At 46.5% G+C, this 22,853-nt stretch carries 19 protein-coding genes; 9 read left to right on the top strand and 10 right to left on the bottom strand.

The features are described from left to right. Positions 1 to 40: 40 nt before the first annotated feature. Together R7O12_RS07650 and R7O12_RS07645 are read right to left on the bottom strand one after the other, a co-directional pair. On the bottom strand, positions 41 to 760 hold the full coding sequence (locus tag R7O12_RS07650; protein ID WP_020841751.1) for a carbonic anhydrase: 720 nt from the start codon (positions 758 to 760) through the stop codon (positions 41 to 43). 78 nt (positions 761 to 838) lie between these two features. Further along, positions 839 to 2,182: an OmpP1/FadL family transporter gene (locus R7O12_RS07645; protein ID WP_005497916.1), complete on the bottom strand. Its 1,344-nt coding sequence runs from the start codon at positions 2,180 to 2,182 to the stop codon at positions 839 to 841. A gap of 769 nt (positions 2,183 to 2,951) precedes the next feature. Between R7O12_RS07645 and R7O12_RS07640 the strand changes: the two genes are divergently transcribed. From R7O12_RS07640 to R7O12_RS07630, 3 genes are read left to right on the top strand one after another with little or no spacing between them, the layout of a single operon-like run. Beyond that, entirely contained in the window at positions 2,952 to 4,127 is a 1,176-nt protein-coding gene (locus R7O12_RS07640) for an efflux RND transporter periplasmic adaptor subunit (protein ID WP_149192187.1), read from the top strand. Position 4,128: 1 nt separating this feature from the next. After that, positions 4,129 to 6,093 carry a MacB family efflux pump subunit gene (locus R7O12_RS07635; RefSeq protein ID WP_029855402.1) on the top strand — a complete coding sequence of 655 codons (1,965 nt, stop codon included), beginning with the start codon at positions 4,129 to 4,131 and terminating at the stop codon, positions 6,091 to 6,093. A gap of 14 nt (positions 6,094 to 6,107) precedes the next feature. Then, on the top strand, positions 6,108 to 7,484 hold the full coding sequence (locus R7O12_RS07630) for an efflux transporter outer membrane subunit (protein WP_165439084.1): 1,377 nt from the start codon (positions 6,108 to 6,110) through the stop codon (positions 7,482 to 7,484). 96 nt (positions 7,485 to 7,580) lie between these two features. On the opposite strand, the gene R7O12_RS07625 is transcribed toward R7O12_RS07630, so the two are convergent. Next, positions 7,581 to 8,123: a carboxymuconolactone decarboxylase family protein gene (locus R7O12_RS07625; RefSeq protein ID WP_005374097.1), complete on the bottom strand. Its 543-nt coding sequence runs from the start codon at positions 8,121 to 8,123 to the stop codon at positions 7,581 to 7,583. A gap of 111 nt (positions 8,124 to 8,234) precedes the next feature. Between R7O12_RS07625 and R7O12_RS07620 the strand changes: the two genes are divergently transcribed. Continuing rightward, a complete protein-coding gene (locus R7O12_RS07620) occupies positions 8,235 to 8,837 on the top strand; it encodes a TetR/AcrR family transcriptional regulator (RefSeq protein WP_005384344.1) in 603 nt (200 codons plus the stop codon). A 151-nt stretch (positions 8,838 to 8,988) separates the two neighbouring features. On the opposite strand, the gene R7O12_RS07615 is transcribed toward R7O12_RS07620, so the two are convergent. After that, a complete protein-coding gene (locus R7O12_RS07615; protein WP_104980377.1) occupies positions 8,989 to 10,245 on the bottom strand; it encodes a type 2 secretion system lipase in 1,257 nt (418 codons plus the stop codon). 466 nt (positions 10,246 to 10,711) lie between these two features. On the opposite strand from R7O12_RS07615, the gene R7O12_RS07610 reads away from it, so the two are divergent. Both R7O12_RS07610 and R7O12_RS07605 read left to right on the top strand, forming a co-directional pair. Then, positions 10,712 to 12,742, top strand: coding sequence for a S8 family serine peptidase (locus R7O12_RS07610; RefSeq protein WP_025768035.1), 2,031 nt, complete (start codon positions 10,712 to 10,714; stop codon positions 12,740 to 12,742). A 9-nt stretch (positions 12,743 to 12,751) separates the two neighbouring features. Further along, complete coding sequence (locus R7O12_RS07605; protein ID WP_149192185.1) at positions 12,752 to 13,114, top strand: ATPase; 363 nt, start codon at positions 12,752 to 12,754, stop codon at positions 13,112 to 13,114. Between the two features lie 190 nt (positions 13,115 to 13,304). Here R7O12_RS07605 and R7O12_RS07600 read toward each other — a convergent pair whose 3' ends face one another. The 3 genes from R7O12_RS07600 to R7O12_RS07590 are packed head-to-tail and all read right to left on the bottom strand — an operon-like array spanning position 13,305 to position 15,360. Continuing rightward, entirely contained in the window at positions 13,305 to 14,561 is a 1,257-nt protein-coding gene (locus tag R7O12_RS07600; protein WP_010450752.1) for a PTS ascorbate transporter subunit IIC, read from the bottom strand. Positions 14,562 to 14,570: 9 nt separating this feature from the next. After that, positions 14,571 to 14,858, bottom strand: a complete 288-nt coding sequence (locus tag R7O12_RS07595) for a PTS sugar transporter subunit IIB (RefSeq protein WP_005374080.1) — start codon at positions 14,856 to 14,858, stop codon at positions 14,571 to 14,573. Between the two features lie 58 nt (positions 14,859 to 14,916). Continuing rightward, a complete protein-coding gene (locus R7O12_RS07590) occupies positions 14,917 to 15,360 on the bottom strand; it encodes a PTS sugar transporter subunit IIA (RefSeq protein WP_025768034.1) in 444 nt (147 codons plus the stop codon). 248 nt (positions 15,361 to 15,608) lie between these two features. Here R7O12_RS07590 and R7O12_RS07585 point away from each other — a divergent pair, with 248 nt between their 5' ends. Further along, positions 15,609 to 16,637, top strand: a complete 1,029-nt coding sequence (locus tag R7O12_RS07585) for a LacI family DNA-binding transcriptional regulator (protein WP_005442357.1) — start codon at positions 15,609 to 15,611, stop codon at positions 16,635 to 16,637. Positions 16,638 to 16,723: 86 nt separating this feature from the next. Here R7O12_RS07585 and phnX read toward each other — a convergent pair whose 3' ends face one another. The 3 genes from phnX to phnW form a co-directional block, all read right to left on the bottom strand. Further along, on the bottom strand, positions 16,724 to 17,539 hold the full coding sequence (phnX, locus tag R7O12_RS07580) for a phosphonoacetaldehyde hydrolase (RefSeq protein ID WP_149192183.1): 816 nt from the start codon (positions 17,537 to 17,539) through the stop codon (positions 16,724 to 16,726). An 89-nt stretch (positions 17,540 to 17,628) separates the two neighbouring features. Beyond that, on the bottom strand, positions 17,629 to 19,008 hold the full coding sequence (locus tag R7O12_RS07575) for an aspartate aminotransferase family protein (RefSeq protein WP_029835029.1): 1,380 nt from the start codon (positions 19,006 to 19,008) through the stop codon (positions 17,629 to 17,631). 26 nt (positions 19,009 to 19,034) lie between these two features. Continuing rightward, a complete protein-coding gene (phnW, locus tag R7O12_RS07570; RefSeq protein ID WP_050920178.1) occupies positions 19,035 to 20,138 on the bottom strand; it encodes a 2-aminoethylphosphonate--pyruvate transaminase in 1,104 nt (367 codons plus the stop codon). A gap of 266 nt (positions 20,139 to 20,404) precedes the next feature. Here phnW and R7O12_RS07565 point away from each other — a divergent pair, with 266 nt between their 5' ends. Together R7O12_RS07565 and R7O12_RS07560 are read left to right on the top strand one after the other, a co-directional pair. Further along, a complete protein-coding gene (locus R7O12_RS07565; RefSeq protein ID WP_114323473.1) occupies positions 20,405 to 21,415 on the top strand; it encodes a putative 2-aminoethylphosphonate ABC transporter substrate-binding protein in 1,011 nt (336 codons plus the stop codon). 325 nt (positions 21,416 to 21,740) lie between these two features. Beyond that, positions 21,741 to 22,847, top strand: a complete 1,107-nt coding sequence (locus tag R7O12_RS07560) for a putative 2-aminoethylphosphonate ABC transporter ATP-binding protein (RefSeq protein WP_258660772.1) — start codon at positions 21,741 to 21,743, stop codon at positions 22,845 to 22,847. Positions 22,848 to 22,853: the final 6 nt, after the last annotated feature.

Here is a 22,853-nt window from a genome sequence, read left to right as displayed (position 1 = left end):
AATAAGGGGCAAATACGATGCCCCCTATCGGATATGGCGATTAGTTAGAAAGTACAACGCGCGCATTTAGCGGTTGCAGCGGACGATTGTTTTGTCCCATGACTTCCATCAGTTTCGCGGCTTGATCTTTGGATAAGGTTTGAGTGTCTTTAAGCACAAACCAGCGCACACCTTCTGAACATGGCGGTGTGGTTAAAGAGCCGTTAAATCGATAGTAGTTTGCAGTTTTTGGCAGTAAGTCGTTAATCTCAAAAGTATCTTTAAAGAAGGTGGTTTGATTCTCTTGTGGGATTGCGTTGATCAGTTTAGACAGCGCTGCGTTTTGATCGCCAGCATCAAACATCACCGAAATTACCGCCAACTCGCCGTCTGCGTTGGCGTGTACAAAGTGCGCTTCAAGTGGATATTGGCGGCCTTTGATTTGGTTTTCTGATGGTGTGTGGAAATGGAACTGTTGCAGCTCGAACGTCTCGCCATCGATGGTGAAGCTGTTACGTCCGTTCACTTGCGCTTGCAGCGTATGACCATTGTTGGTTAAACCAATGACCTGACCAGTGTACGAAAGGTTCAGTGCTTCCAGTTTTGCATCGGCTGGGTTGTCGATGTTGATTGGGCTTTGGTTTTTCGTGGTTGCGCAGTCTTTGGCGATTTCTCCCCAGTGTTCTGGCCCGTGTTTGTCATTGCCATAGCCCCATTCCGAAGCCTGAGCCGCGCTTAGAGTGAGAAGTGAGAGTGAAAAAGCAAGTAGTGTTTTGTTCATAATAATGTCTCTGTTCGGTCGCTTTGATAAGCGTTGTTACAAGGCAATGACCTAGAGGTTTGATCACTGCCTGACAAATTAGAAACGGTGGCTGAGTTGGGCACCAATTAGGAACGCGTTTGAATGGGTAACGCCCGTCACCATCGGTGCAGGAACACCTTCATACGCGTACTCTTCTACGTTGACATCTTCACCAATCAAGTACGTCATGCCGATGTCAACCGTGGTATCTGATGACCATTGGTAAGAGGCCCCCGCAGATAACCAGTGACGGTTCGAATCTGGAATAGAAAGCGAAGTCAGCTCATCGACAGGTGTTTTGTCGAACATGTAACCCGTGCGAAGTGTCCAACGTTCATTGGCGTACCAAGTCGCACCGATGGAGTAGTGCGCGGAGTCTTGCCACTGAAAATCTTTTAGCAACTGATCATCAGCTTTCAAGCTGTCAAATGCTGACCAACCAATCCACTGCACAGAATAGTGCAGGGCAAATTTAGGTAAGACGCGGTGATAACCGGAAAACTCCGCAATATCCGGTAGCGGCATAGCAAGCGAGTCGTACGATTCGCCAGCAAAGTGGATGTCGCCCTTGGCATCTATGTTAGGGCTGTGCTTGTAGCTTAAACCTAAGCGATGACGTTCGTTAAACTCGTACATCATGCCAATGTTCGCGCCAAGCCCAATGCCGCCAGCTTCCACATCAAGTGCGTTGCCTTTTACGGATCCACAGCGTTGTTCTAGTTCGTTTCCAAGTATGTTCCCACCAACGCAAACACCCACGTCCATATCGCGGTACAGCTCACCAGAGCCGTAAATCACATCAATACCACCACCGATACTAAAACGGTCGTTCACCTTGTATGCCAAGCTTGCGCCAAGGTTGACACTCGCTACGCTGGTGACACCGCCAAAAACAGGTGCGCCATAGTTTGGTTTAAACTCCATGTCGGTTCCGAAGTTGGAATATGCCGATAAGCCTAGATACCAGTCGTCGTTGATAGGATGAATAAAGTAAAAATTGGGTACAACGGCTGGTTGACCAACGCCATCGACGTCATCAATGTCGGTCACGGTTTGAGAGAAGGACGGGGTAATGTCAACTTGAGGGGACGGAGGAAAACCGCCCATACCAACATTGACATCTGCATTAATGTTAGCTCGATGATATTGCGCATTTTTAACGGTAACGTCAGGTTTGACGTAAGTGACACCGAACGATAAGGCATTTTGTTTAAACAGCGTCATCGCTGCGGCGTTGCGGCTGACTACAGATGCATTATCACCAATGACGGCATCACCAGCAAAAGCACGACCAAGACCCGTCGCAGAATGTTCGTTAATTTGAAAACCACCGGCATACGCCGTCGAGGAGGCTAACCCGATTAATAAATAAATCGGTGAAAGAGTTAATTGTCGCTGCATGTTTTTCTCATGAATTAATTAGAAGTTGTATTGCAACTAAAATTAGTAAAATAAACAAATCTGACCAGTGTATTTAAGAGTAAAACTAACAGTGTGCTGACAATAAGTAAATTTAACTTAATAAATATTTATTGTTGAATTTATTAATGCTTCATGGCGTGAATATAGTAGTTATTTAAGTGTAAATTAAACCCTGAACCTCTATTTTTATTTTTGCGGTATTACTTCTCTATTTTTATTGTGCTGACTGTTCCCTAACAAATAGAGGGAAATCCAGCGATAAAGTGTCCGTGATGGAAACTCTGAGTCATTTGTATTTCCATTGCATCCCAACGTTGGTAGTTCGAATCAGCAAGAGAACTATCGTTTTAAACCCACATGACACACCCCTCTCGGTCTTACCTGTGTTATGTGGGTATTTTTTATTTAACTTGTCACTTAACTCCTCTTTAAATTCAATCATCAAAATGGCCATCATGAAATTTAAATTAATGGAATGTTGAATAATTTTGGATTTTACTGGTTTGTTAGTATTTAAAAGTTTTGTTTATAATACTTATAACTTGAATTTATATATTAAAAATGATCTTTGTTATATTTATTGAATGATAAAGTTTTGAAGTGACTATAATATCTCTGATTTTTCACGTTAGTGAAGTTATTCATTCAGTTTCTTGACGTTAATTTACCTATCTTTACGTCTCGTACCCTGTACGGCTAAGACAAATAGCAGTATAAAATCAAAACGATTATTTACTTCACTCCTGCTATGAAACTCAATAAAAAATGGCTCGTTTTGTGTGGCCTACTTGCTTTTGGTGCTGGTGGTTATCATTATCTGCAACGTCCAGAACCCATTTCTCCTTACGCGACAGAAGTCGTTCGCAAAGGCAATATCGAAAAGGCGGTATTAGCTAACGGCATGTTGCAAGCGTCCAAATTGGTGAATGTAGGTGCGCAAGTATCTGGGCAAATTCAACGCCTCGCTGTGAACTTAGGGGATGAGATAAAACAGGGGGACTTGATTGCACAGATTGACAGCCTGACTCAGCAAAACAGCCTCAAAGAAGCCCAAGCGTCTCTTAATAGTCTCAACGCTCAGTACCAGGCTAAGCAAGCGCAGATTAAACAAGCAAACTATGAATACGTGCGCCAAAAAGGCATGTTGGCAGCGAAAGCGAGCTCACGAGCTGATTACGAGAATGCCGAAGCGACGCTCGCCATCTACAAAGCCGAGTTAGCGCAACTGGATGCCGAAATCGAGAAAGCCAAAATCAACGTCGACAATGCGCAGTTAGATCTCGGTTACACCACCATCAACGCACCGATGGATGGCACGGTGGTCTACACCGCGGTGGAAGAAGGACAAACCGTAAACGCCAATCAAACCACGCCAACTATTATCGAGTTAGCTAAGTTAGATACGATGACGGTGAAAGCCGAAATCTCGGAAGCTGATGTGATTTTTGTTCACCCAGGCCAAACGGCGCTGTTCACCATTTTAGGCAAACCGAATCAGCAGTTTAAAGGCACATTGCGCGCCATTGAGCCGGGGCCAACCATCATGGATGGCGATGACAGCGATTTGAGCATTTCAGATAGCGACGCCATTTACTACAACGCTGTATTTGATGTGAAGAACCCGCAAGGTATTTTGCGCATCGGCATGACTGCGCAAGTTTCGATTGTCCTTGAGCAATCGGAAAATACCTTGATTGTCCCTTCACAAGTGCTGCAAAAATCTGGCGGCAAAGGCAACTATACCGTGCCAGTGCTTGAACAGGGCCAAGTGGTGCAAAAGCCCGTGACAGTGGGTATTAACAACAAAGTGAACGCAGAAATTCTCTCAGGTTTGAAGGAGGGCGACCAAGTTGTTCTTGGCAATGCTATGGATGGAGAATCATCAAGCCGAGGTGATCGTCGTCGACCTCCGATGAGGTTCTAAGATGAGTGACGTGCTTTTAAAAGTTGAGGATTTAACTCGACGATTTGTCTCTGGCGACGAGTCGCTTACCGTGTTGAACCACATTAATTTAGAGATAAAACGCGGTGAAATGGTCGCGATCGTGGGGGCATCAGGTTCAGGTAAATCGACACTGATGAATGTGCTCGGCTGCTTGGATAAACCGTCCAGCGGTCGATACTTCATTAATGGGCAAGATGTATCGACGTTGGAATCCGACCAACTGGCGGAACTGCGCCGCGAGTATTTTGGCTTTATATTCCAGCGTTACCATTTGCTGGGGGATTTAACCGCGGTGGCAAACGTGGAAGTACCAGCGGTTTACGCGGGAGTTCCTCATCGTCAAAGAACGGAGCGAGCGCAGTCGTTATTGGCTCGCTTAGGGCTGGAAGATCGTTTGACCCACAAGCCCAGCCAACTGAGTGGTGGCCAGCAACAGCGCGTGAGTGTTGCTCGTGCACTGATGAACGGTGGTGAGGTGATTCTCGCCGATGAGCCCACTGGCGCACTAGACAGTCACAGTGGGCAAGAGATGATGGCACTGCTTAAAGAGTTGCATCAACTTGGGCATACTATCATCTTAGTGACTCATGATATGAACGTGGCGAACTTTGCGGATCGCATCATTGAAATCAAAGATGGTGAAATCATTGCAGATACGCCAAATGCACAAGTTGTAATCAATGAGCAAGCAGCAAAGACACCGAGCGCGTCTTTTCATCGCCCAGCGCAAGCCGCCAGTAAGTGGTGGAAGTGGGACAGTTTTATTGACGCGCTAAAAATGGCGCTGCTAGCGATGTCTAGCCACAGAATGCGCACGTTTTTGACCATGCTCGGCATCATTATTGGTATAGCCTCGGTGGTTTCCGTGGTGGCACTAGGTAATGGTTCACAACAGCAAATTTTGTCGAATATTTCATCCATGGGAACAAACACCATTGATGTCAGGCCGGGCAAAGGGTTTGGTGACCGCCGCTCCGGACGAGTGAAAACGCTAACCGCCGACGATGCTAAATCGTTGGAGAGTCTACCTTTTGTCGACAGTGTCACGCCGTCTTTATCCAACAGCTTAACCGTGCGTTACGCCAATCAGGATGCAACTGCGTCTGTGGAAGGGGTTGGGGAAGATTATTTCCGTGTGCGCGGTTATGAGATCGCCAAAGGTCAGTTTTGGGATGAAGAGAGCGTGAACTCACTCGCCCAAGAAGCAGTGATTGATGACAACACCAGAAAGGAAATGTTTGCAGATAGAAATCCGATTGGTGAAGTGATTTTTCTAGGTTCATTGCCAGTGCGTATTGTGGGTGTCACGCAGAAAAAAGAAGACGCGTTTGGCAACAGCGACGCGCTGAAAATTTGGGTGCCATACACCACCATGTCTGGGCGCATGATGGGACAACGTTACCTCAACGGCATTACTGTACGGATTGATGAGAACGCCCCAAGCGCAGCGGTAGAACAGAGCATCATCAACTTGTTAAAAATGCGCCACGGTACAGAAGATTTCTTCACGATTAACACTGACACCATTCGTCAGAGCATAGAGAAAACCACCGCAACCATGACGTTACTGATCTCAGCGATTGCGGTGATCTCCCTAATTGTCGGCGGAATTGGCGTAATGAACATCATGTTGGTGTCGGTGACAGAGCGCACGAAAGAGATCGGTGTGCGAATGGCTGTGGGTGCGCGGCAAGCGGATATTTTGCGTCAGTTTTTGATTGAAGCGGTACTAGTGTGTTTGTGTGGTGGTATTGCTGGTATTGGGTTGGCGTTTTTGATTGGTTTTGCATTCAGTACATCTGGCAGCAGCTTCCAAATGATTTACTCAATGAACTCGATCATCTGGGCGTTTATTTGCTCAACGTTGATTGGCATCGCTTTCGGCTTTTTACCCGCTCGCAATGCCGCCAAACTCGATCCAATAGAAGCGCTAGCGAGAGACTAAAAATGAGTAACACAATGAAATTCAAAACTCGATTGGTCGCGGCTGCCTTAAGCGCAGTGTGGTTGTCAGGTTGTGGTTCGCTTATGCGTAGCGACTATCAAGCTCCTGAGGTGCAAGTGCCTGCAAATTGGCAACAGATGCATGTTGCGGGTGATGTCAGTATGGATCCTTGGTGGTTGGCGTTTAACGACCCAACGCTTAATCAATACATTACTCAGGTGTTGGCTCAAAACAACGATTTGACGCTGGCAACGCTAACGCTAAAGAAAGCGCGTTTACAGCTGGGTTTAGCGCAAGATGACCTTTTCCCTACGTTGAGTTCTTCCACATCAGGACAAGTTCAAAAATCTCTTGATAGCGGGGAATCGGCAGATAGCTACAGCACTAACTTGTCCGTCAATTACGAGTTGGATTTGTGGGGAAAAATCTCGGCGGACGTTGACCAAGCCAAGTGGACGGCGATGGCAAGTCAACAAGATCGCGAGGCGACCGCACAAAGTTTGGTGGCAACGACGGCATCGTTATATTGGCAAATCGGCTATCTGAAACAGCGTTTAAACCTCAGTCAGCGTAATGTGGAAGACGCAGCTCAAACGCTACAATTGATTGAAAAACAGTACCAACTTGGCGCTGTGGATCAGTTAGATGTGCTTGAAGCCAAACGTACGTTGGCAAGCTTACAAGCGCAGCAAAGTGAGTTTGAACAGAGTTTACTTGAGGCAAACAACGCCTTTGCGATTTTGTTCAATCAACCGCCGAAGAGCATCAGTGCAAACATCCAAATGCTGCCTGAAGGCGATATGCCATCGTTGAGTGTTGGTGCTCCGTCTGATTTATTGATCCGCAGACCCGACATTAAAGCAGCGATTTATGACGTCAAAGCCGCGCTAGCAAATAAAGACGCAGCAGATTTGGACTATTTGCCCAAGCTGACGCTTACTGGGGCTCTGGGTGGATCGTCACAAGCGCTCAAAGACCTGCTTTCCAACCCGATTGGCAGCTTAGGTGCGGATATGACGCTACCGTTTTTGCAGTGGAATGAGATGAAAAATAGCCAAGCCATTGCCGATTTAGACTATCAATCGGCCATTGTGAGCTATCGCCAAGTGTTGTACGCCGCATTCCAAGATGTCGAAAATGCCTTGTCGGCACGCGAGAAATTGAAGTATCAGGCGGCGCGTTTACAAGAACAGTATGATGCCGCGAGTGCCGCTGAGTTCATTTATGCTGCGCGGTATCAGTATGGCTCGACATCGATCATGGACTATTTGAATGCACAAGAAGATACCAGAAACGCGCAAGCTTCTTTGTTGGAGAACCGTTACAACCAGTTTCTCACTCAGGTTACGCTTTACCAGTCTTTAGGAGGAACCGATGTTGCGCCGTTGTAATTAGGGGTCAGCTCACACTAGCGAAGCGCCATGCAACAAAGCCTTTTTTGAAGGTATTACTGGTCCCATGAATGGGACCAGTAATAAAAGCTTAAGTTACTTGGCGAACTTCTTGAAAGGTGCATCAACCGGTGTGTCAGCTAGGTGATTGGTGTAGTTACTCATCACTTTTTGCGCTAGACCAAGAACAATTTCAAGCAGTTGCTGCTGTCCGTAACCCGCCGCAAAGAATTTCTCTATCTGAGACTCTTCCACTACACCACGTTGGCGCACCATTTGAAGCGTTGTCTCTCGTAGTGTTTCAAGTTTTTCGTCTGCCAATGGAGTTTGGTTGACGAGAGCATCGACAATCTCCTGATCCACTTTCATTGACGCCGCGATCGCACTATGAGCAGGAACGCAGTAGTGACAACCATGTTCAACGTTGATGGTTTGCCATACGACGGTCAATTCTTCTGCGTTAAATGATGTTTGTTGAAAGAGCTCATGCACAACTTGATAACCCTCAAGTAAGGTTGGCGCTTCAGCCATAACAGCATGAAGATTTGGTAGCATGCCAAACGCTTTGACTGAATTTTCAATCAGGTGCTTTGATCCTTCGGGTGCGTTTTCTGCGGTATACAGTTTAAATTCTGCCATGTTTAAATCTCCTGTAATTGGATATGAGCGGATTAGGCAAGAACAGGATAGTTGATTTTGAGCGGTCGCTCAATATAAAATTGAGCATATGTTCAAAATTGATAATTGCTCATGGCGAATACAAAGAAATTCCAACGTGATGAAGTGGTGAAAGCCGCCTCGGATCTATTCTGGAAGAAAGGTTTTCATGCAACATCTACACGTGATTTACAAGATAGCGTGAATCTGCGTCCTGGAAGTATTTATGCGACGTTTGGGTCAAAAGAGGGGCTATATTGTGAAGCGCTAAAAATGTACGTTGCGAACTTACAAGCCCTGTTTGAGTTGCATTTAGCTCAGAACACAACGGTTCTAGATGCAATAGAAGCTTTCGCGATTGATGTGGTTATCAATCAGCGAGACTCCAATCCCAGTGAAGTGTGCATGTTAGTCAAATCAGCAAGTGAATTTGCTGAGGATTTTAATGCGCTGCGCAATCAAACAAACAGCTTAGCAAACCAATTTGAATCTTTTCTTGCAAAGCTGTTTGAGCGAGCAATCGAGAATGGCGAAATTGAAGCCCAGGATACATTGCTTCTTGCTCAGTTGTTCCAGGTTCAGTTTACGGGTATACGAGCCTACTCATACCGCAGTGATGATGAAACCTTAAAGACGTTGATCTCTATTATGGTGAACAGCTTCCGCGGTAACGTACCAAAACAGAACGCTGAATGAGACTGCTCAAAGTCAACGTCTCTAAATCAACGGCTTGAAGTAAGCGAGCTCAAATAAACCCATTATCGGGGGTCGATATCGATAAAAAATGACCACGAAGCATCGTGGTCATTTTTATGCAGATTAACTTGCAATGAACAACAACGGCTTATTAAAAGCGAAACTCTTCTAAGTTATTGCTGCTTTCTAACATTTTTTCTGCCACATAACGATGCGTTGCTGTGGTTGGGTGAGTCACATCCCAGAACACGAACTTATCTGCGCCAGATGCTGCACATTCAGAACGTAATGAGTGAGTGTACATGTAGTCAACAGAGGATGAACGGTTGATGTCTAAGCAAGGGTCGCTTGCATTTACGAAACCGTGTTCTTCTGGTGCCGAGGTTAACTTCTCAAACAGTGCGTGTGTATCAAACAATGCGATGTTGTAGCCTTGGGCTTTGTAGTACATCGCTTGTGCTTTGATGAACTCGTTCATCTTCAATACTTTCGCACGAATCGTTTCAATTTCTTCCTGTGTTGAGTATTTGAACTGTGGTGCTTTGGTTGCATCTGGCAGTGTCATCAACATGAAGTTCTTCGCGCCAGCGTCTGTTAAACGAATCAGAGCTTCAGCGTAATCCGCTTTTACTTCCGGCACGCTACGGTTGTAGTTCATGAAATCATTTAAACCAAACTCTAACGTAAACAATGTGTTAGCAGGGTTGTAGTTCTTCGCAAGCTTTGTGTAGGTTAAGTAAGAAGAAACTTGTTCGCCGACACCAGTTAGCGCGATGTATTGGTTTTCACCTGCTGCGCCACCAACTGCCCAGTTGTATAGCGGTAAGTTTTTGGCTTTAGCAACGTATTCCGTCCAAACAAAACCGTTTGAGAAGTGACCCAAGAACCAGCTATTCGGGTTAGGAAAGCGCCATTGGGACGCGTTAAAGATGTTGCCTGTATCAGACAAGCTATCGCCTAAAGCCACTACTTTGTTTATCTGATCTGGTTGCATTGCAGCATCATTGCTCCAGATCGTGTGGTTATAAGAATAACGATTGTCGGCAGCAAAAAATGTAATGTCTGCGTTCTCGTTCGCTAGATCTAGTGTTTCTTCACAACGCTGGCGAATTACGTTTTGTGAGGTATTGGTGTAGAACATGTTTTTAAATGAAACAGAGCTCCACCAATAACCATCGATAGTGAAGTCACTACCATCTTTGTTTTTTGCCCATTTCCAATCGGTAGCCGCATCGTCCTTAGAGTGGCTCGTACGATACCAGCATCGAACGTACGTATAAGTTTGATTTTCTTGCGCGCTAACCACTTCAGCCGCAGAAACCATTGCCGGTGATAAAGTTGGCTCCTCTGCAATGGCGGAGGCAAGCGGAAGTAATGCAGTTAATAGTGTGATTGTTTTTTTCATCATTCACTCTTCTTGTAATGGTTATTGTTCCGAATGCGTGAATACGCTCGGCTATAACAGTATTTAGATGAGAATTTTTCTCACTAAACCTTCTAATTCTGAGTAAATGCTCAAGACAGTCAACAACTAAATATTCAATATTTCAGTTTTGGCACCACGGTCAAAAAATCCATTCAGCATAGCAATCGATTAAATGGGTGATATTTAGAATAATTACTCACTAACATTAATTTAACATTCACTTTTTGTTAATTAAGTAATTGCTTTATAAGGTTTTGTCGATGATTTTTAATGTTAACTTAAAGTGTTTATTGAATGATCTTTTGTACAAATTTGTATATTCATGAAACAAATTGTTTGGCATTTTTGCTCTGTAAACTATAGCTGAAGCTCTCATGTAAACATCATGATGATGACTTTTCATGAGAATATAGTGAATAAAAATTAGCTCAAATAAGGAATAGGGCAAATGCACTACACAACAAGTAAAAAACAAGGCTTATTTTCGTTGTCTGCCGTAGCAATAGCACTGACCACTTCGATGTCAGCGTTTGCGGCTCCACCAATGGGATTTGATGAATCTAAGTTACCGACGAAGTACATCGTCAAATTCAAAGAAGATGCAGTCAGCCGTTCTTCAATGGGGGGTAACTCATTCTGGGGGCCACGAATCGCGCAGGAGTCTGTTCTAGAACAGGTGAAGGCACGTAAGGTGGAAAAACTGGGCAATCGCGCCATTTACAGCGTTGAATTGGATGGCGATGACTTAGAGCCGCTTCGCAACCGTAGTGATGTGGAATACGTGGAAGTCGATCCACCTCGCTATTTGCTCAGCGAAACGACTCCATGGGGATATGAAGCGGTTAATGCTCAACTGTTAGCTGACTTCAATGCGGGTAATCGCACTGTATGTATTATCGATTCAGGGTACGACATTTCGCACAACGACCTAAGCGGAAACCGCGTTGCTGGTACTAACGATAGTGGTACGGGATCATGGAGTGATCCGGGTAACAACAATGCCCACGGTACTCACGTCGCGGGTACGATTGCTGCGATTGCCAACACCGAAGGTGTAAAGGGTGTGATGCCAAACCAGAATGTGAATTTGCACATCGTGAAAGTATTTAACGAATCGGGTTGGGGTTACTCATCTGGGCTTGTTAAAGCAATCCAAACCTGTGCCGATAATGGTGCTAACGTTGTGAACATGAGCCTTGGTGGTAGTCAATCAAGCCGAACTGAGCAAAATGCACTGCAAAATATTTACGATCAAGGCGTTCTATTGATCGCCGCAGCGGGTAATGATGGCAATACAGCGCACAGCTATCCAGCTTCTTATGACTCAGTGATGTCTGTTGCGGCTGTTGATAATCAAAATGATCATGCAGCGTTCTCACAATCTACTAATCAAGTTGAGATCTCAGGCCCGGGTGTGGCGATCTTATCAACGGTTACGGTAGGTGAAGGTAAACTTTCTGATATTACCTTGAATGGTGTCAGTCAGTTTGATCGTGGGATTGTTCCTCACAATCGTTTGATCAATAACGGTTCTTCGTATGTTCCGGATCCAATCGCGGGTTCAGTAACTGCAACGCTAGATAGCTGTGATGTCTCTGGCGGTAACTTTAACTGTGGTGATATGTCGGGCAAAATTTGTTTGACTGAGCGTATCGGCAACCAGTCTTCAGGAAACTACCCTGAAGTAGATGCGGTTCAGGCTTGTTACAATGCGGGTGCGCGAGCTGCAATCGTATACAGCAACTCTGAACTACCTGGTTTACAAAACCCTTTCTTGGTAGACACAAACAACGCTTATCGTATGGTTTCGGTAACGGTTGATCGTGCATTTGGTCAAGAGCTATTGGGGTATGTTGGTCAGGAAATTACTGTTGCAACAACCTCTGGTGAAGATTACGAGTACTACAATGGTACATCAATGGCGACACCGCACGTAACGGGCGTAGCTGGCTTGGTGTGGAGTTACCACCCAACCTGTACAGCAGCGCAAGTACGTAATGCCCTAGTGAAAACTGCAACAGATATTGATGTTGCTGGTCGAGACAACCGTACTGGCCACGGCCTAGTTAATGCTGAAGCGGCGAAGCTGTTCTTGGACGCTGGCTGTAATGGACCTGATGGTGGTAGCTCTTCGGACTCTAGCTTCTCAAATACCAGCCCTGTTGCGATTCCAGATAATAAATCTTCTGGCGCAATCAGTGCAGTAGAAGTCGATCGCTCTGGTGATTCAGGCACAGTAAGTATTGACGTTGATATTAGCCACACTTACATCGGTGATCTACGAGTGACTTTAACGTCACCGACTGGTGGAGAAGTTGTACTTCACAATAATACTGGCGGCAGCGCTAACGATATAAAAAATACGTTCCAAGCGGATTTTTCTGGTTTTGAATCGCAAGGTACATGGGAACTAAAAGCGGTGGACAGTGCCAGAAGAGACACAGGCACCATCAACAGTTGGACTCTGACCTTTCAATAAGGAGTGACTATGAAGAAGTTGACCTTACTTTCTTTGTCTGTGGTAGGCGCTACCGCACTATTGGCAATCGGACTGAGCTCAAGCAGCTTGGCAAACAATCAAGGATTTCCTCTCGTGGATGAACGCCAAGATCAAGCCGAGCAGCAACCTGCACGCTACTTTGTTAAGTATCATGAAGGAAAAGAGAGCGAGGTGAGAGCGCTTCTTCGTCAGCACAACATTGAAGTGGTCGATGCTCTGGTGAAACAACATGTGTTGATTGTGGTGGGTGAACAGGCGGAAGTCGATAAGCTCGCGGATCACGATGCGGTCGAATACACCGAGCAAGAGCCGACAAGAAAGCTGCTATCTAACGGAACTACGCTTCAATAAGCCAAACTTCCTTGAGATAGTGCCAAAAAGAAAAACGCCCCTCACGTGAGGGGCGTCTGTTTTCTTTCATGATCCGGTTCTTATAAAGCCAGTCGCTTGCTATGACTAGAGGTTCTTTAGGATCGATGCCGATGAGCCTATTCCCGCATCAATCAAGCCAGTTCTCAGCTAATCATATTAAGCTAACCACTTAGCGAACAATCAGACCCAGTAAGATACCAACAGCGCCGAAGTCTGCGTCACTAAAGGTTGTGTTAGCAAAGCCTAGGTCACCAAGCACTGGCATTAGGAATACTGGTAGGAAGGTAATCAGTAGACCTTGTGCAAAAGCACCCAAGATTGCACCGCGACGACCACCTGTAGCGTTACCAAATACACCTGCAGCAGCACCCACAAAGAAGTGCGGAACGACGCCTGGGATAATCACAGTAAGACCCATCACGTAAAGTAGGAACATGCCTACAAGACCCGCCGCGAAGCTCGATAGGAAGCCAACTAATACTGCGTTTGGTGCGTATGGGAATACAACCGGACAATCAAGCGCAGGTTTTGCGTTTGGTACTAGTTTGTCTGAGATGCCTTTAAACGCTGGAACGATTTCTGCGATAACCATACGTACACCTTGAAGGATAACGTACACACCACCGGCGAATGTGATGGATTGCATCAGCGCGAACATGAACCAGTGCTTACCACCGCTGACTTCGCGTACAAAGTCACCGCCAGCGAAGATACACGTCACCATAAAGATGATGCCCATAGTGAACGAGATTGCCACTGGCGTGTCACGTAGGAACAACAAGCTCTTAGGTACGTTCATCTCTTCAGTAGAGTGTTCTTTGTTACCGAACTTGCTGCCAATAAAGCCAGCTAGTACGTAAGAAAGGGTAGAGAAGTGACCAATCGCAACGTCGTCAGAACCTGTTACTTGCTTCATGTACTTGTGAGCAATCGCAGGGAAGAACACCATCACAGAGCCCACAACCAGAGAGCCAAGCGCGATCAGTGGAACACCTTTCATGCCGCTAGAAGCAAGGATCGCCGCTACCATCATCGACATAAATAGTGTGTGGTGACCTGTTAGGAAGATGAATTTCCATGGCGTGAAGCGAGCGATCAAGATGTTCACTAACATACCGAAGAACATGATCATCGCCATCTCTTTACCAAACGCTTCTTGCGCGATAGAGACGATAGCTTCGTTGTTTGGAACCACGCCAGTGATGCCAAATGCGTGTTGGAAAATCGTCGCAAAGTCACCCAGAGAAGTCACAACCAGACCAGCACCCGCGCCAAGCACGATGAAACCTAGAATGGTTTTTACCGTGCCTTTAATACACTCGGTGACCGGTTTTTTCTGGGCAATTAAGCCGATTAGGGCGATGAGACCTACCAGAACCGCCGGCTCTGATAGGACATCGTTCATTAAGAAACTGAAGAATTCCATAACGCCACCTTATAGAGCGCCAAGCTCTTGAAGTGCCACAGATAGACGCTCTTTCATTGCCACTTTGTCGACCATGTTATCAAGCGCAACGATGCGAGGTTCAACGCCAAGCGCGTTCAACTGTTCAACGATGTCGTTAGTACCGATGAAGATGTCACAATCCGTACCTTTTGCAGAACCTAGATCGATATGATCCACTTCTGCGTTTACATTCAATTCTTTCACGATGCCTTTGATGCTCATTTCCATCATTAGGCTAGTACCAAGACCGTGACCGCAAACAACCATAATTTTCATAATTCAGACCTTTTCTTTTTATAGGGGTGTATGCCCATTTTGAAGGGCACATCAGGAGTTAGTATTTTTCGATGATCGCAAGAACATCTTGTGTGTTTTGAGCGGAGCAGATGGCTTCTACATGCTCTTCATTCATAAACAACTCAGCCAGTTTAGAAATCGCATCCACGTGCGAGTTACTGTCTGTCGCGGCTAGCGTAACCAGCATTTTCACTGGGTCGTTACCTTCAGAATCGAAGTTCACGCCGTTTTGAATCACCGTGATAGCAAGAGACAAACGGTTAACGCCATCTTCAGGGCGAGCGTGTGGCATTGCCATACCAGGACCTACCACGTAGTAAGGACCAAGCTCTTCGTGGGAGCGGTAAATAGCGTCCACGTAGCTTGGCTCAATCGCGCCATTTTCAATCAGTGCTTCACAGGATTTGCTCACCGCATCTTTCCAGTCAGTGGCATCAGAATGGATGCGAATCACATCAGAGGTAATCAGTTCACGTAGCATTGGATCTTTCCGGTTTGTTGTTTTGTTGATGGGTACTTTATCGATCAATTTGTCAGAAAAACCTGAGAATGATCACAAATGGTAGCGCTATCTGATAGCGCTATCATAAATTGTGATAGCGCTACCATTTTTATCAGTCATCCGAGTTTCATATGCTTGTGATCGACTTCTAATGCGCTAATATCAAAACCACTAAAACGCTGTGGTAAGATGTCGCGGCAGAAAATAGAGAACACTAAATAAGAACAATGAGCGAACCTCGCAAACGAAGAAGTACTGGCAATGTCACCTTGGCGGACGTCGCTAAAAAAGCCGGCGTAGGCACCATGACGGTGTCGAGAGCATTACGAACGCCTGAGCTAGTATCTGACAAGCTGAGAGAAAAGATTCAACAAGTGGTTGATGAGCTCGGCTATATCCCGAATAAAGCGGCAGGGGCTTTGGCGTCTGCTGAAAGCTACTCCATCGCTCTTATCATTCCTTCCCTGTTTGAAAAAGCGTGCGCGCTTTTCTTACCGAGCTTTCAACAAGCGTTGAACAAGGCGGGTTATCAGTTACTGCTTGGCTACAGCGACTACTCGGTAGAACAAGAAGAGAAACTGCTTTCGACATTTCTTGAGAGCCGTCCAGCCGGAGTGGTGTTGTTTGGTAATGAACACAGCCAGCGAACCAATCAGCTTTTGGAAGCCTCGAATACGCCAGTATTGGAAATTGCTGAGTTAAGTTCGAAAGCGAGCTATCTCAATATCGGTGTTGACCATTTTGAGGTGGGTAAAGCCTGTACCAAGCATGTGATTGAACAAGGCTTCAAGAACGTTGGCTTCATTGGTGCGCGTGGGGATCACTCCACTTTGCAACGTAAGCTACACGGCTGGCAAAGCGCGATGATTGAGAACTACCTTGCACCGGACCATTTCTTAACCACCCACGAAGCGCCATCTTCACAATTAGGTGCGGAAGGGTTGGCAAAGTTATTGCTGCGCGATTCAAGTTTGAATGCTCTGGTATGTAGCCATGAAGAGATTGCGATTGGCGCGTTGTTTGAGTGTCACCGCCGAGTGCTGAAAGTCCCGACCGACATTGCGATTATCTGTTTGGAAGGCTCTTCGATGGGTGAGCACGCCTACCCAAGTTTGACCTGCGCGGAATTCGATTACGAACGTATGGGGACGAAAGCCGCAGACAAGTTACTGCAAGCCATTAAAGGTGAGCCTGTAGAGCATGCAACGGACATGGGCTTTAAGCTAAAACGCCGAGCTAGTACTGCGATCAACTAACCTCATTTGGTTAGAAACTAATACGTGATACAAAAAACCTCTCGATGCTGAGAGGTTTTTTTATGCGTGAGAATAGTGATTGTCGACTAAGGACGCTCACCTGCTGCTAGGCGACGTTCGATATCTGCAACCACTTCTGGGAAGTCAGCAATGGTGTCGATAAGGTAGTGCGGCGAGCTCTTGATCAATTTTGCACGCGCTTTTTCACGAGCGGCATCAAGCGTTGCTTCGTCCGCGGCTTGGTATTCTTCAAACGTTAGACCCGCTTCGTTACCAGAAAGCAGCAAACCAACGGTCCACATACCGGCGTTGTGACCTTCATCGATGCCCGGTGCTGCGTCATCCACTTTGATACACGCATTAACGTCCGTTACATTCAGCTCAATCACGTTTTTCAATGCCATAAATGGTGCAGGGCGACCACCTTGTGGTAGGTCATCCGTTGCTACTACGTAATCCGGTTTGTAGCCGTAATCCGCTGCAACAGGAATCAGTACGTCCATCACTTCGCGAGGGTAACCAGAACAAGAACCGATCTTGATGCCTTTGTCTTTCAGAGCGTTCACAACTTCAATCGCATTAAGGATTGGCTCTGCGTGGCCAGCCACTTTTGCTTTTTGCAGAGGCATAAATGCCGCGTAAATTGCGTCGATGTCTTCGTTGGTCATTGAGCGCCCAAACTTCTCATTCCAACGTTTATCAACTGCAGGGATGCGACCCACAGCTTGGATGTGATCCCACTTACCAAGCCCCATTGGCTCACGTGCTTCTTCAAGGTCGATGTCAAAATCAAAGCCTTGTTTGAATGCTTCCACAAAGATGCTAGTTGGCGCAAAAGAGCCGAAATCGACGATAGTGCCAGCCCAGTCAAAGATCACTGCTTGAATTGGTGAGTTGCTCATGTTCAATCCTTTTTCTTGCTTGCCAGAGCGCTTGCCCACTCGTTGGAACCGCGCTCTGAATAAATTGATTTTGTTGAGGTCTATTGACCCTAAAAGTAGTTAAAGTCTTTACACACTTTGGCGATGGCTTCTTCGAAGATCGCCAACGCTTCTGTTAGTTGTTCGCGGGTGATGATCAGCGGTGGGCTGAGTTGAATCACATTGCCTTGCGATACCTTGAAGCTCACACCATTGTTGAGGCATTGGTACAACACAGCTTCCGCTTCGTCATACGCGCGTGCCTTGCTTTCGTGGTCAGTGACCAACTCAATACCCCACAACATGCCAATGCCACGAACATCACCAATCACAGGGTACTTGGCTTTCATCTCTAGCAGCTTTTCACGCATGAACTGGCTGTCGGCTTTGGCTTTATCTAGCAAGCCGTCTTGCTCAATGGCTTCCATGGTTGCCAGTGCCGCAGCACAACCGATAGGGCTTTTCTCATGAGTGTAGTGACCCATGGAGATTTGCTCGGCGGTGTTGTATTTGTCTTTGGTTACCATGGCTGCGATAGGCACTAAGCCACCACCCAAACCTTTACCGATGCAGAGCATATCTGGCTCGATGTCGTAGGCTTGGTAGGTAAACCATTCGCCGCTGCGACCCATTCCGTTAGGGATGTCGTCGATGATCAGCATGACATTGTGTTTGTCACAGATTTCACGGATGCGTTTCCAGTAGGCTTTACTTGGCACTTGAACATCCGTGTTGCGAACTGCTTCTGCGATAAACGCGCCCACGCCGCCTTCTTTCTCAATCACGTATTCGAGGTAATCGGCGTAATGCACATCGCTGCCGTCCGCGACTGGGAAAGCGCCTCGGTAAGATACGGCTGGTGGAATGCGTTCAACGCCTGCCATTAATGGTCCCATGCCTTGGCGGAAACACGCTTCGCCGCCCACAGAGATGGCATCCAACGATGCGCCGTGGAAAGAATCCCACAGAGACACCACCTTGTAGTTGCCCGTGATGTGGCGCGCTAGTTTAAGTGCCATGCCAACTGCAGATGTGCCACCCGGAGCAAACAGCACGCGGTTCAATTCGCCGCCACAGATTTGGGTGAGTTTTTCGGCACATTCAATCGCGGTCTCGTTGGTAAAACGGCGTGGTGAAAACGGAAGTTTGGCAATTTGCTCTTGCACGCGTTTAATCACATGCGGATGACCGTAGCCCAGTTGATGGACGTTATTGCCATGGAAATCCATGTACTTTTTGCCGGTAGCATCTTGGATGTAGATGCCTTCTGCTGCTTCCAAGGTATCTAAGCAAGGCGTTGACATGGCTTGATGAAGAAAGACCTCCGAATCACGCTTCAGTAATGCTTGCGTGCGTTCGTCATCCATCGATGCATTCCAAGCTTGGCGCGCAGGTGTCGTGTTGACATCGCCTTCGCTGCGAAAATGGGTCGGTTTGATATTCTGAGTCATAACGCTCTCTCAATCAGAAGGTTGCTTTACGCAACTTGCCAATACATTGCTTTTTCAATCGCACCGATTAAGCGCTCGATATCTGCTGGGTAAACTTCGCCAATGTTGCCGATGCGGAAGCAATCTGCGTTCGATACCTTACCCGGATAGATCACGAAGCCCTGCTCTTTCAAACGTGTGTAGAACGCTTTGAACTGGTAATCACTGTGCGTCGGAGAGTAGAAAGAAGTGATGATTGGCGAATGAAGGTCATCACTCAGTAGTGGCTCAAAACCCAGAGAGCGCATACCTGCAACCAGTGTTTTCTGGTTAGTTTGGTAACGGTGATGACGCGCTTCAATGCCGCCCTCTTGTTCCAGTTCTAACAAGGCTTGGTAGAAAGCGCGCACCGTGTGCGTTGGAGACGTGAAACGCCATTTGCCGTGGTTCACTTCCATGCACTGCCATTGGTCGTACAGATCAAGGCTCAAAGAACGTGCCTGACCTTGGCACTTTTCTAGCTCAGTTTGTTTCGCAATCACAAAGCCAAAGCCCGGTACGCCTTGAATACATTTGTTTGCAGAGCTGATCATAAAATCGATGCCAAGCTCTGCGATATCGATAGGAATGCCACCAAAACTCGACATGGCATCGAGAATCACCACTTTACCGTGTGCTTTTGCCGCAGAAGCAAATGCCTCAATTGGGTTAAGCATGCCAGTGGTTGTCTCACAGTGAACAATTGCCACGTGTGTGATAGCAGGATCCGATGCCAATGCAGTTTCCACCTCGTTCAAGTGTGGCTGTGATGTTTCGCCTGGGGAAACTACATGGCATGGAATATTTAGGTAATCAGCGATCTGAGCGATACGCGCACCGTAAGCACCGTTGTCGACAACCAACAATTTTCCATCTTTGCCAATGGCGCTGCCAATCGTCGCTTCTACTGATGCGGTGCCGCTACCTTGCATTAGTACGCTGGTGTAGCCGTCTTGTTCCGTCGCCAGTTTTACAAGCTTAGTGCGGATCACTTCTACAATGTCTTTGTTGTATTCATCATCCCAAGTACACCAGTCTTTTAGCATGGCTTCACGTACTGTTTCAGAAGTAGATAGAGGACCTGGAGTCAGTAGTAGGTATTCGTTTTTCATCTCGATTTCCATCAGAATAGGCTAATTGGTCTACACCAAATTTCAAGTTCACTCTAGCGAGGAAGAAAAGGGCAGTAAATAGGCGAGTCTCCAATTTCATAAAACTTTAATATCCAGAAAATGGCGGATCAATTGAACGATTATTCATCGATAATTTTCGTAAAACTGCCATTTAATGGTCATGATTTCGTCACAAAGGCTCAGTAGGGTGTATATCGTCATTTGGTACAGACCAAATTAAAACTTAGCCAAATTAACTGGAGAAAATGATGAAAAACCGTTTGATGAAAGGATCGCTGGCTGCACTTGTCTCTCTGCTAGCTACGAATGCAATGGCAGCACAGGAAGTCACGGTTTACACCGCTTTCGAAACTGACATTCTTGCGAAATACAAGTCTGCGTTTGAGAAAGATAACCCAGATATCAAGATTAAGTGGGTTCGCGATTCAACCGGTATCATGACGGCGAAATTGCTGGCAGAAAAGAACAACCCTCAAGCGGAAGTGGTTTGGGGTCTTGCTGGCTCGTCAATGGCACTGCTTAAAGATGAAGGTCTTCTTAAGCCTTACACACCAAAAGGTTTGGAAGAGCTGCACGCGAATCTAAACGACCCTCAATCAAACCAAGCTTGGTTCGGTAACGATGCGTTCTTTAACGCAGTTTGTTTCAACGAAGCGGTAGCGAAACAACTTAACCTACCGAAACCAACGTCTTGGGAAGACCTAACAAAGCCGGTTTACAAAGGTCACATTGCAATGCCTAACCCAGCTTCTTCAGGCACTGGCTACATGCAGGTTTCTGCTTGGCTACAAAACATGGGTGAAGATCAGGCATGGAACTACATGCGTGACCTAGACAAGAACATTGCACACTACACGCACTCGGGTTCTAAGCCATGTGTTCAAGCGGGTATGGGTGAAGTGGCTATCGGTATCTCGATGGCGAGCCGCGGCGCGAAGCTGAAAACACAAGGTGCACCACTAGCGGTTATCACACCAAAAGGCATCGGCTGGGAATCAGAAGCTGTTGGTCTAGTAAAAGAATCGGATGCAGCGAAACGTGTTGTGGACTGGTCAATCTCTAAAGAGGCAAACGAGCTTTACGTAGAAATGTACCCAGTGGTTGCACATAAAGACGTGAAAGCGACCGTATCTAACTTCCCTAACGTTCAAGAGAACATGGCGAAGATGGACTTCGCGCAAATGGGCAGCAAGCGTGCAGAGATCCTAGCGGCATGGTCTGAGAAGTTCGACGCGAAATCAGAGCCAAAGTCTTAATGGAATTTGCTTTGAGTTGAATGTTGAAATCCACCTCGGTTGAGGTGGATTTTTTGTTTTCTCTTTTATTTCAGAGTTTGTTGAAAGTAGATTCCTAGTCTCACCTAGGTTCGCTGGAATGACGGACTTAAGAAAGTTGGGAGCTTCTATCTACACTCACAACGTCATTCTCGAGAGCGACGAAGGAGTGAGTCGGGAATCTCTAATTACCGCTTAAACAAACCTCATCGCCCTTCATCTATTTGTCATCTTCTGGCTATAAATTTGTCATTGGAACGTAACACTCCAAAACTAAAGTTGGTATATACCATTTGGAGCGTGTGTTATGTCAACTAACCAACATTACCTAAATATTGAAAATGTAGTGAAGCAATTCGGACAGTTCACTGCATTAAAGAAAATCTCGCTAGCGATTGAAAAGGGCGAGTTCGTTTGTTTTCTTGGTCCTTCTGGCTGCGGTAAAACCACTTTATTACGTGCCATTGCAGGTTTAGACTTGCCAACGTCTGGTGCGATTTTTCAAAACGGTCAAGAGACCACATTCCTACCACCAGAGAAGCGCGATTTCGGCATCGTATTCCAATCTTACGCGCTGTTTCCGAACCTAACTGTGCAAGAGAACATTGCGGTGGGTTTGAAGAACCAAGGCATGTCGACCAAAGAAGCGTTAGAGAAAGTAGATTACTGGCTAGAAACCATTGGTCTTCCAACCTCTGGCGAGAAATTCCCTAACCAGCTTTCTGGTGGTCAACAGCAGCGTGTTGCTTTGGCTCGTGCATTGGCGTTGTCTCCGGGTCTACTGCTGCTTGATGAGCCGCTGTCAGCGCTGGATGCAAAAGTACGTGTTCACTTACGTGACGAGATTTGTAAGCTGCAACGCAAGCTGGGCATCACCACCATCATGGTTACGCACGATCAGGACGAAGCGTTGTCGATGGCGGATCGTATCGTTGTAATGAACCATGGTGTGATTGAGCAAGTTGGCACACCTCAAGAGATCTACCAACAACCAGCAACGCGCTTTGTTGCGGAGTTTGTCGGCAGCATGAACTTTATTGAAACCTCAGTTGCAACGGACTCCCAAGTGCGCATTGCTGAAACCTTGATGCCAGCGCCAAGCTTGACCAATCGTAAGATTCAACGTGGTGACCGCTTTGACCTTGCGGTGCGTCCTGAAAGCATCAAGTTCGTTGAAAACTACAACAACTCTTTACCTGTGCGAGTTACGGCTACCGAGTTTTTGGGGGCGTTTTTCCGCATTGATTGCGTATTGCAAAACGACAGCTCAACGAAAACCATCGTAGTGGATGTGCCTGTGGAAAAGGTTCAAAAACTCAATATCAAGGCGGGCGATGTACGTTACATCCAGTTTGCTGAAGAAGGGCTGCATGGTTACGCCGTGCCCTCGGTTGATAAAGCGCTAGCAGCGTAGGTGTAA

The sequence above is a fragment of the Vibrio sp. Vb1574 genome, assembly GCF_033338675.1.
This window is presented reverse-complemented; position numbering and strand designations above follow the sequence as displayed.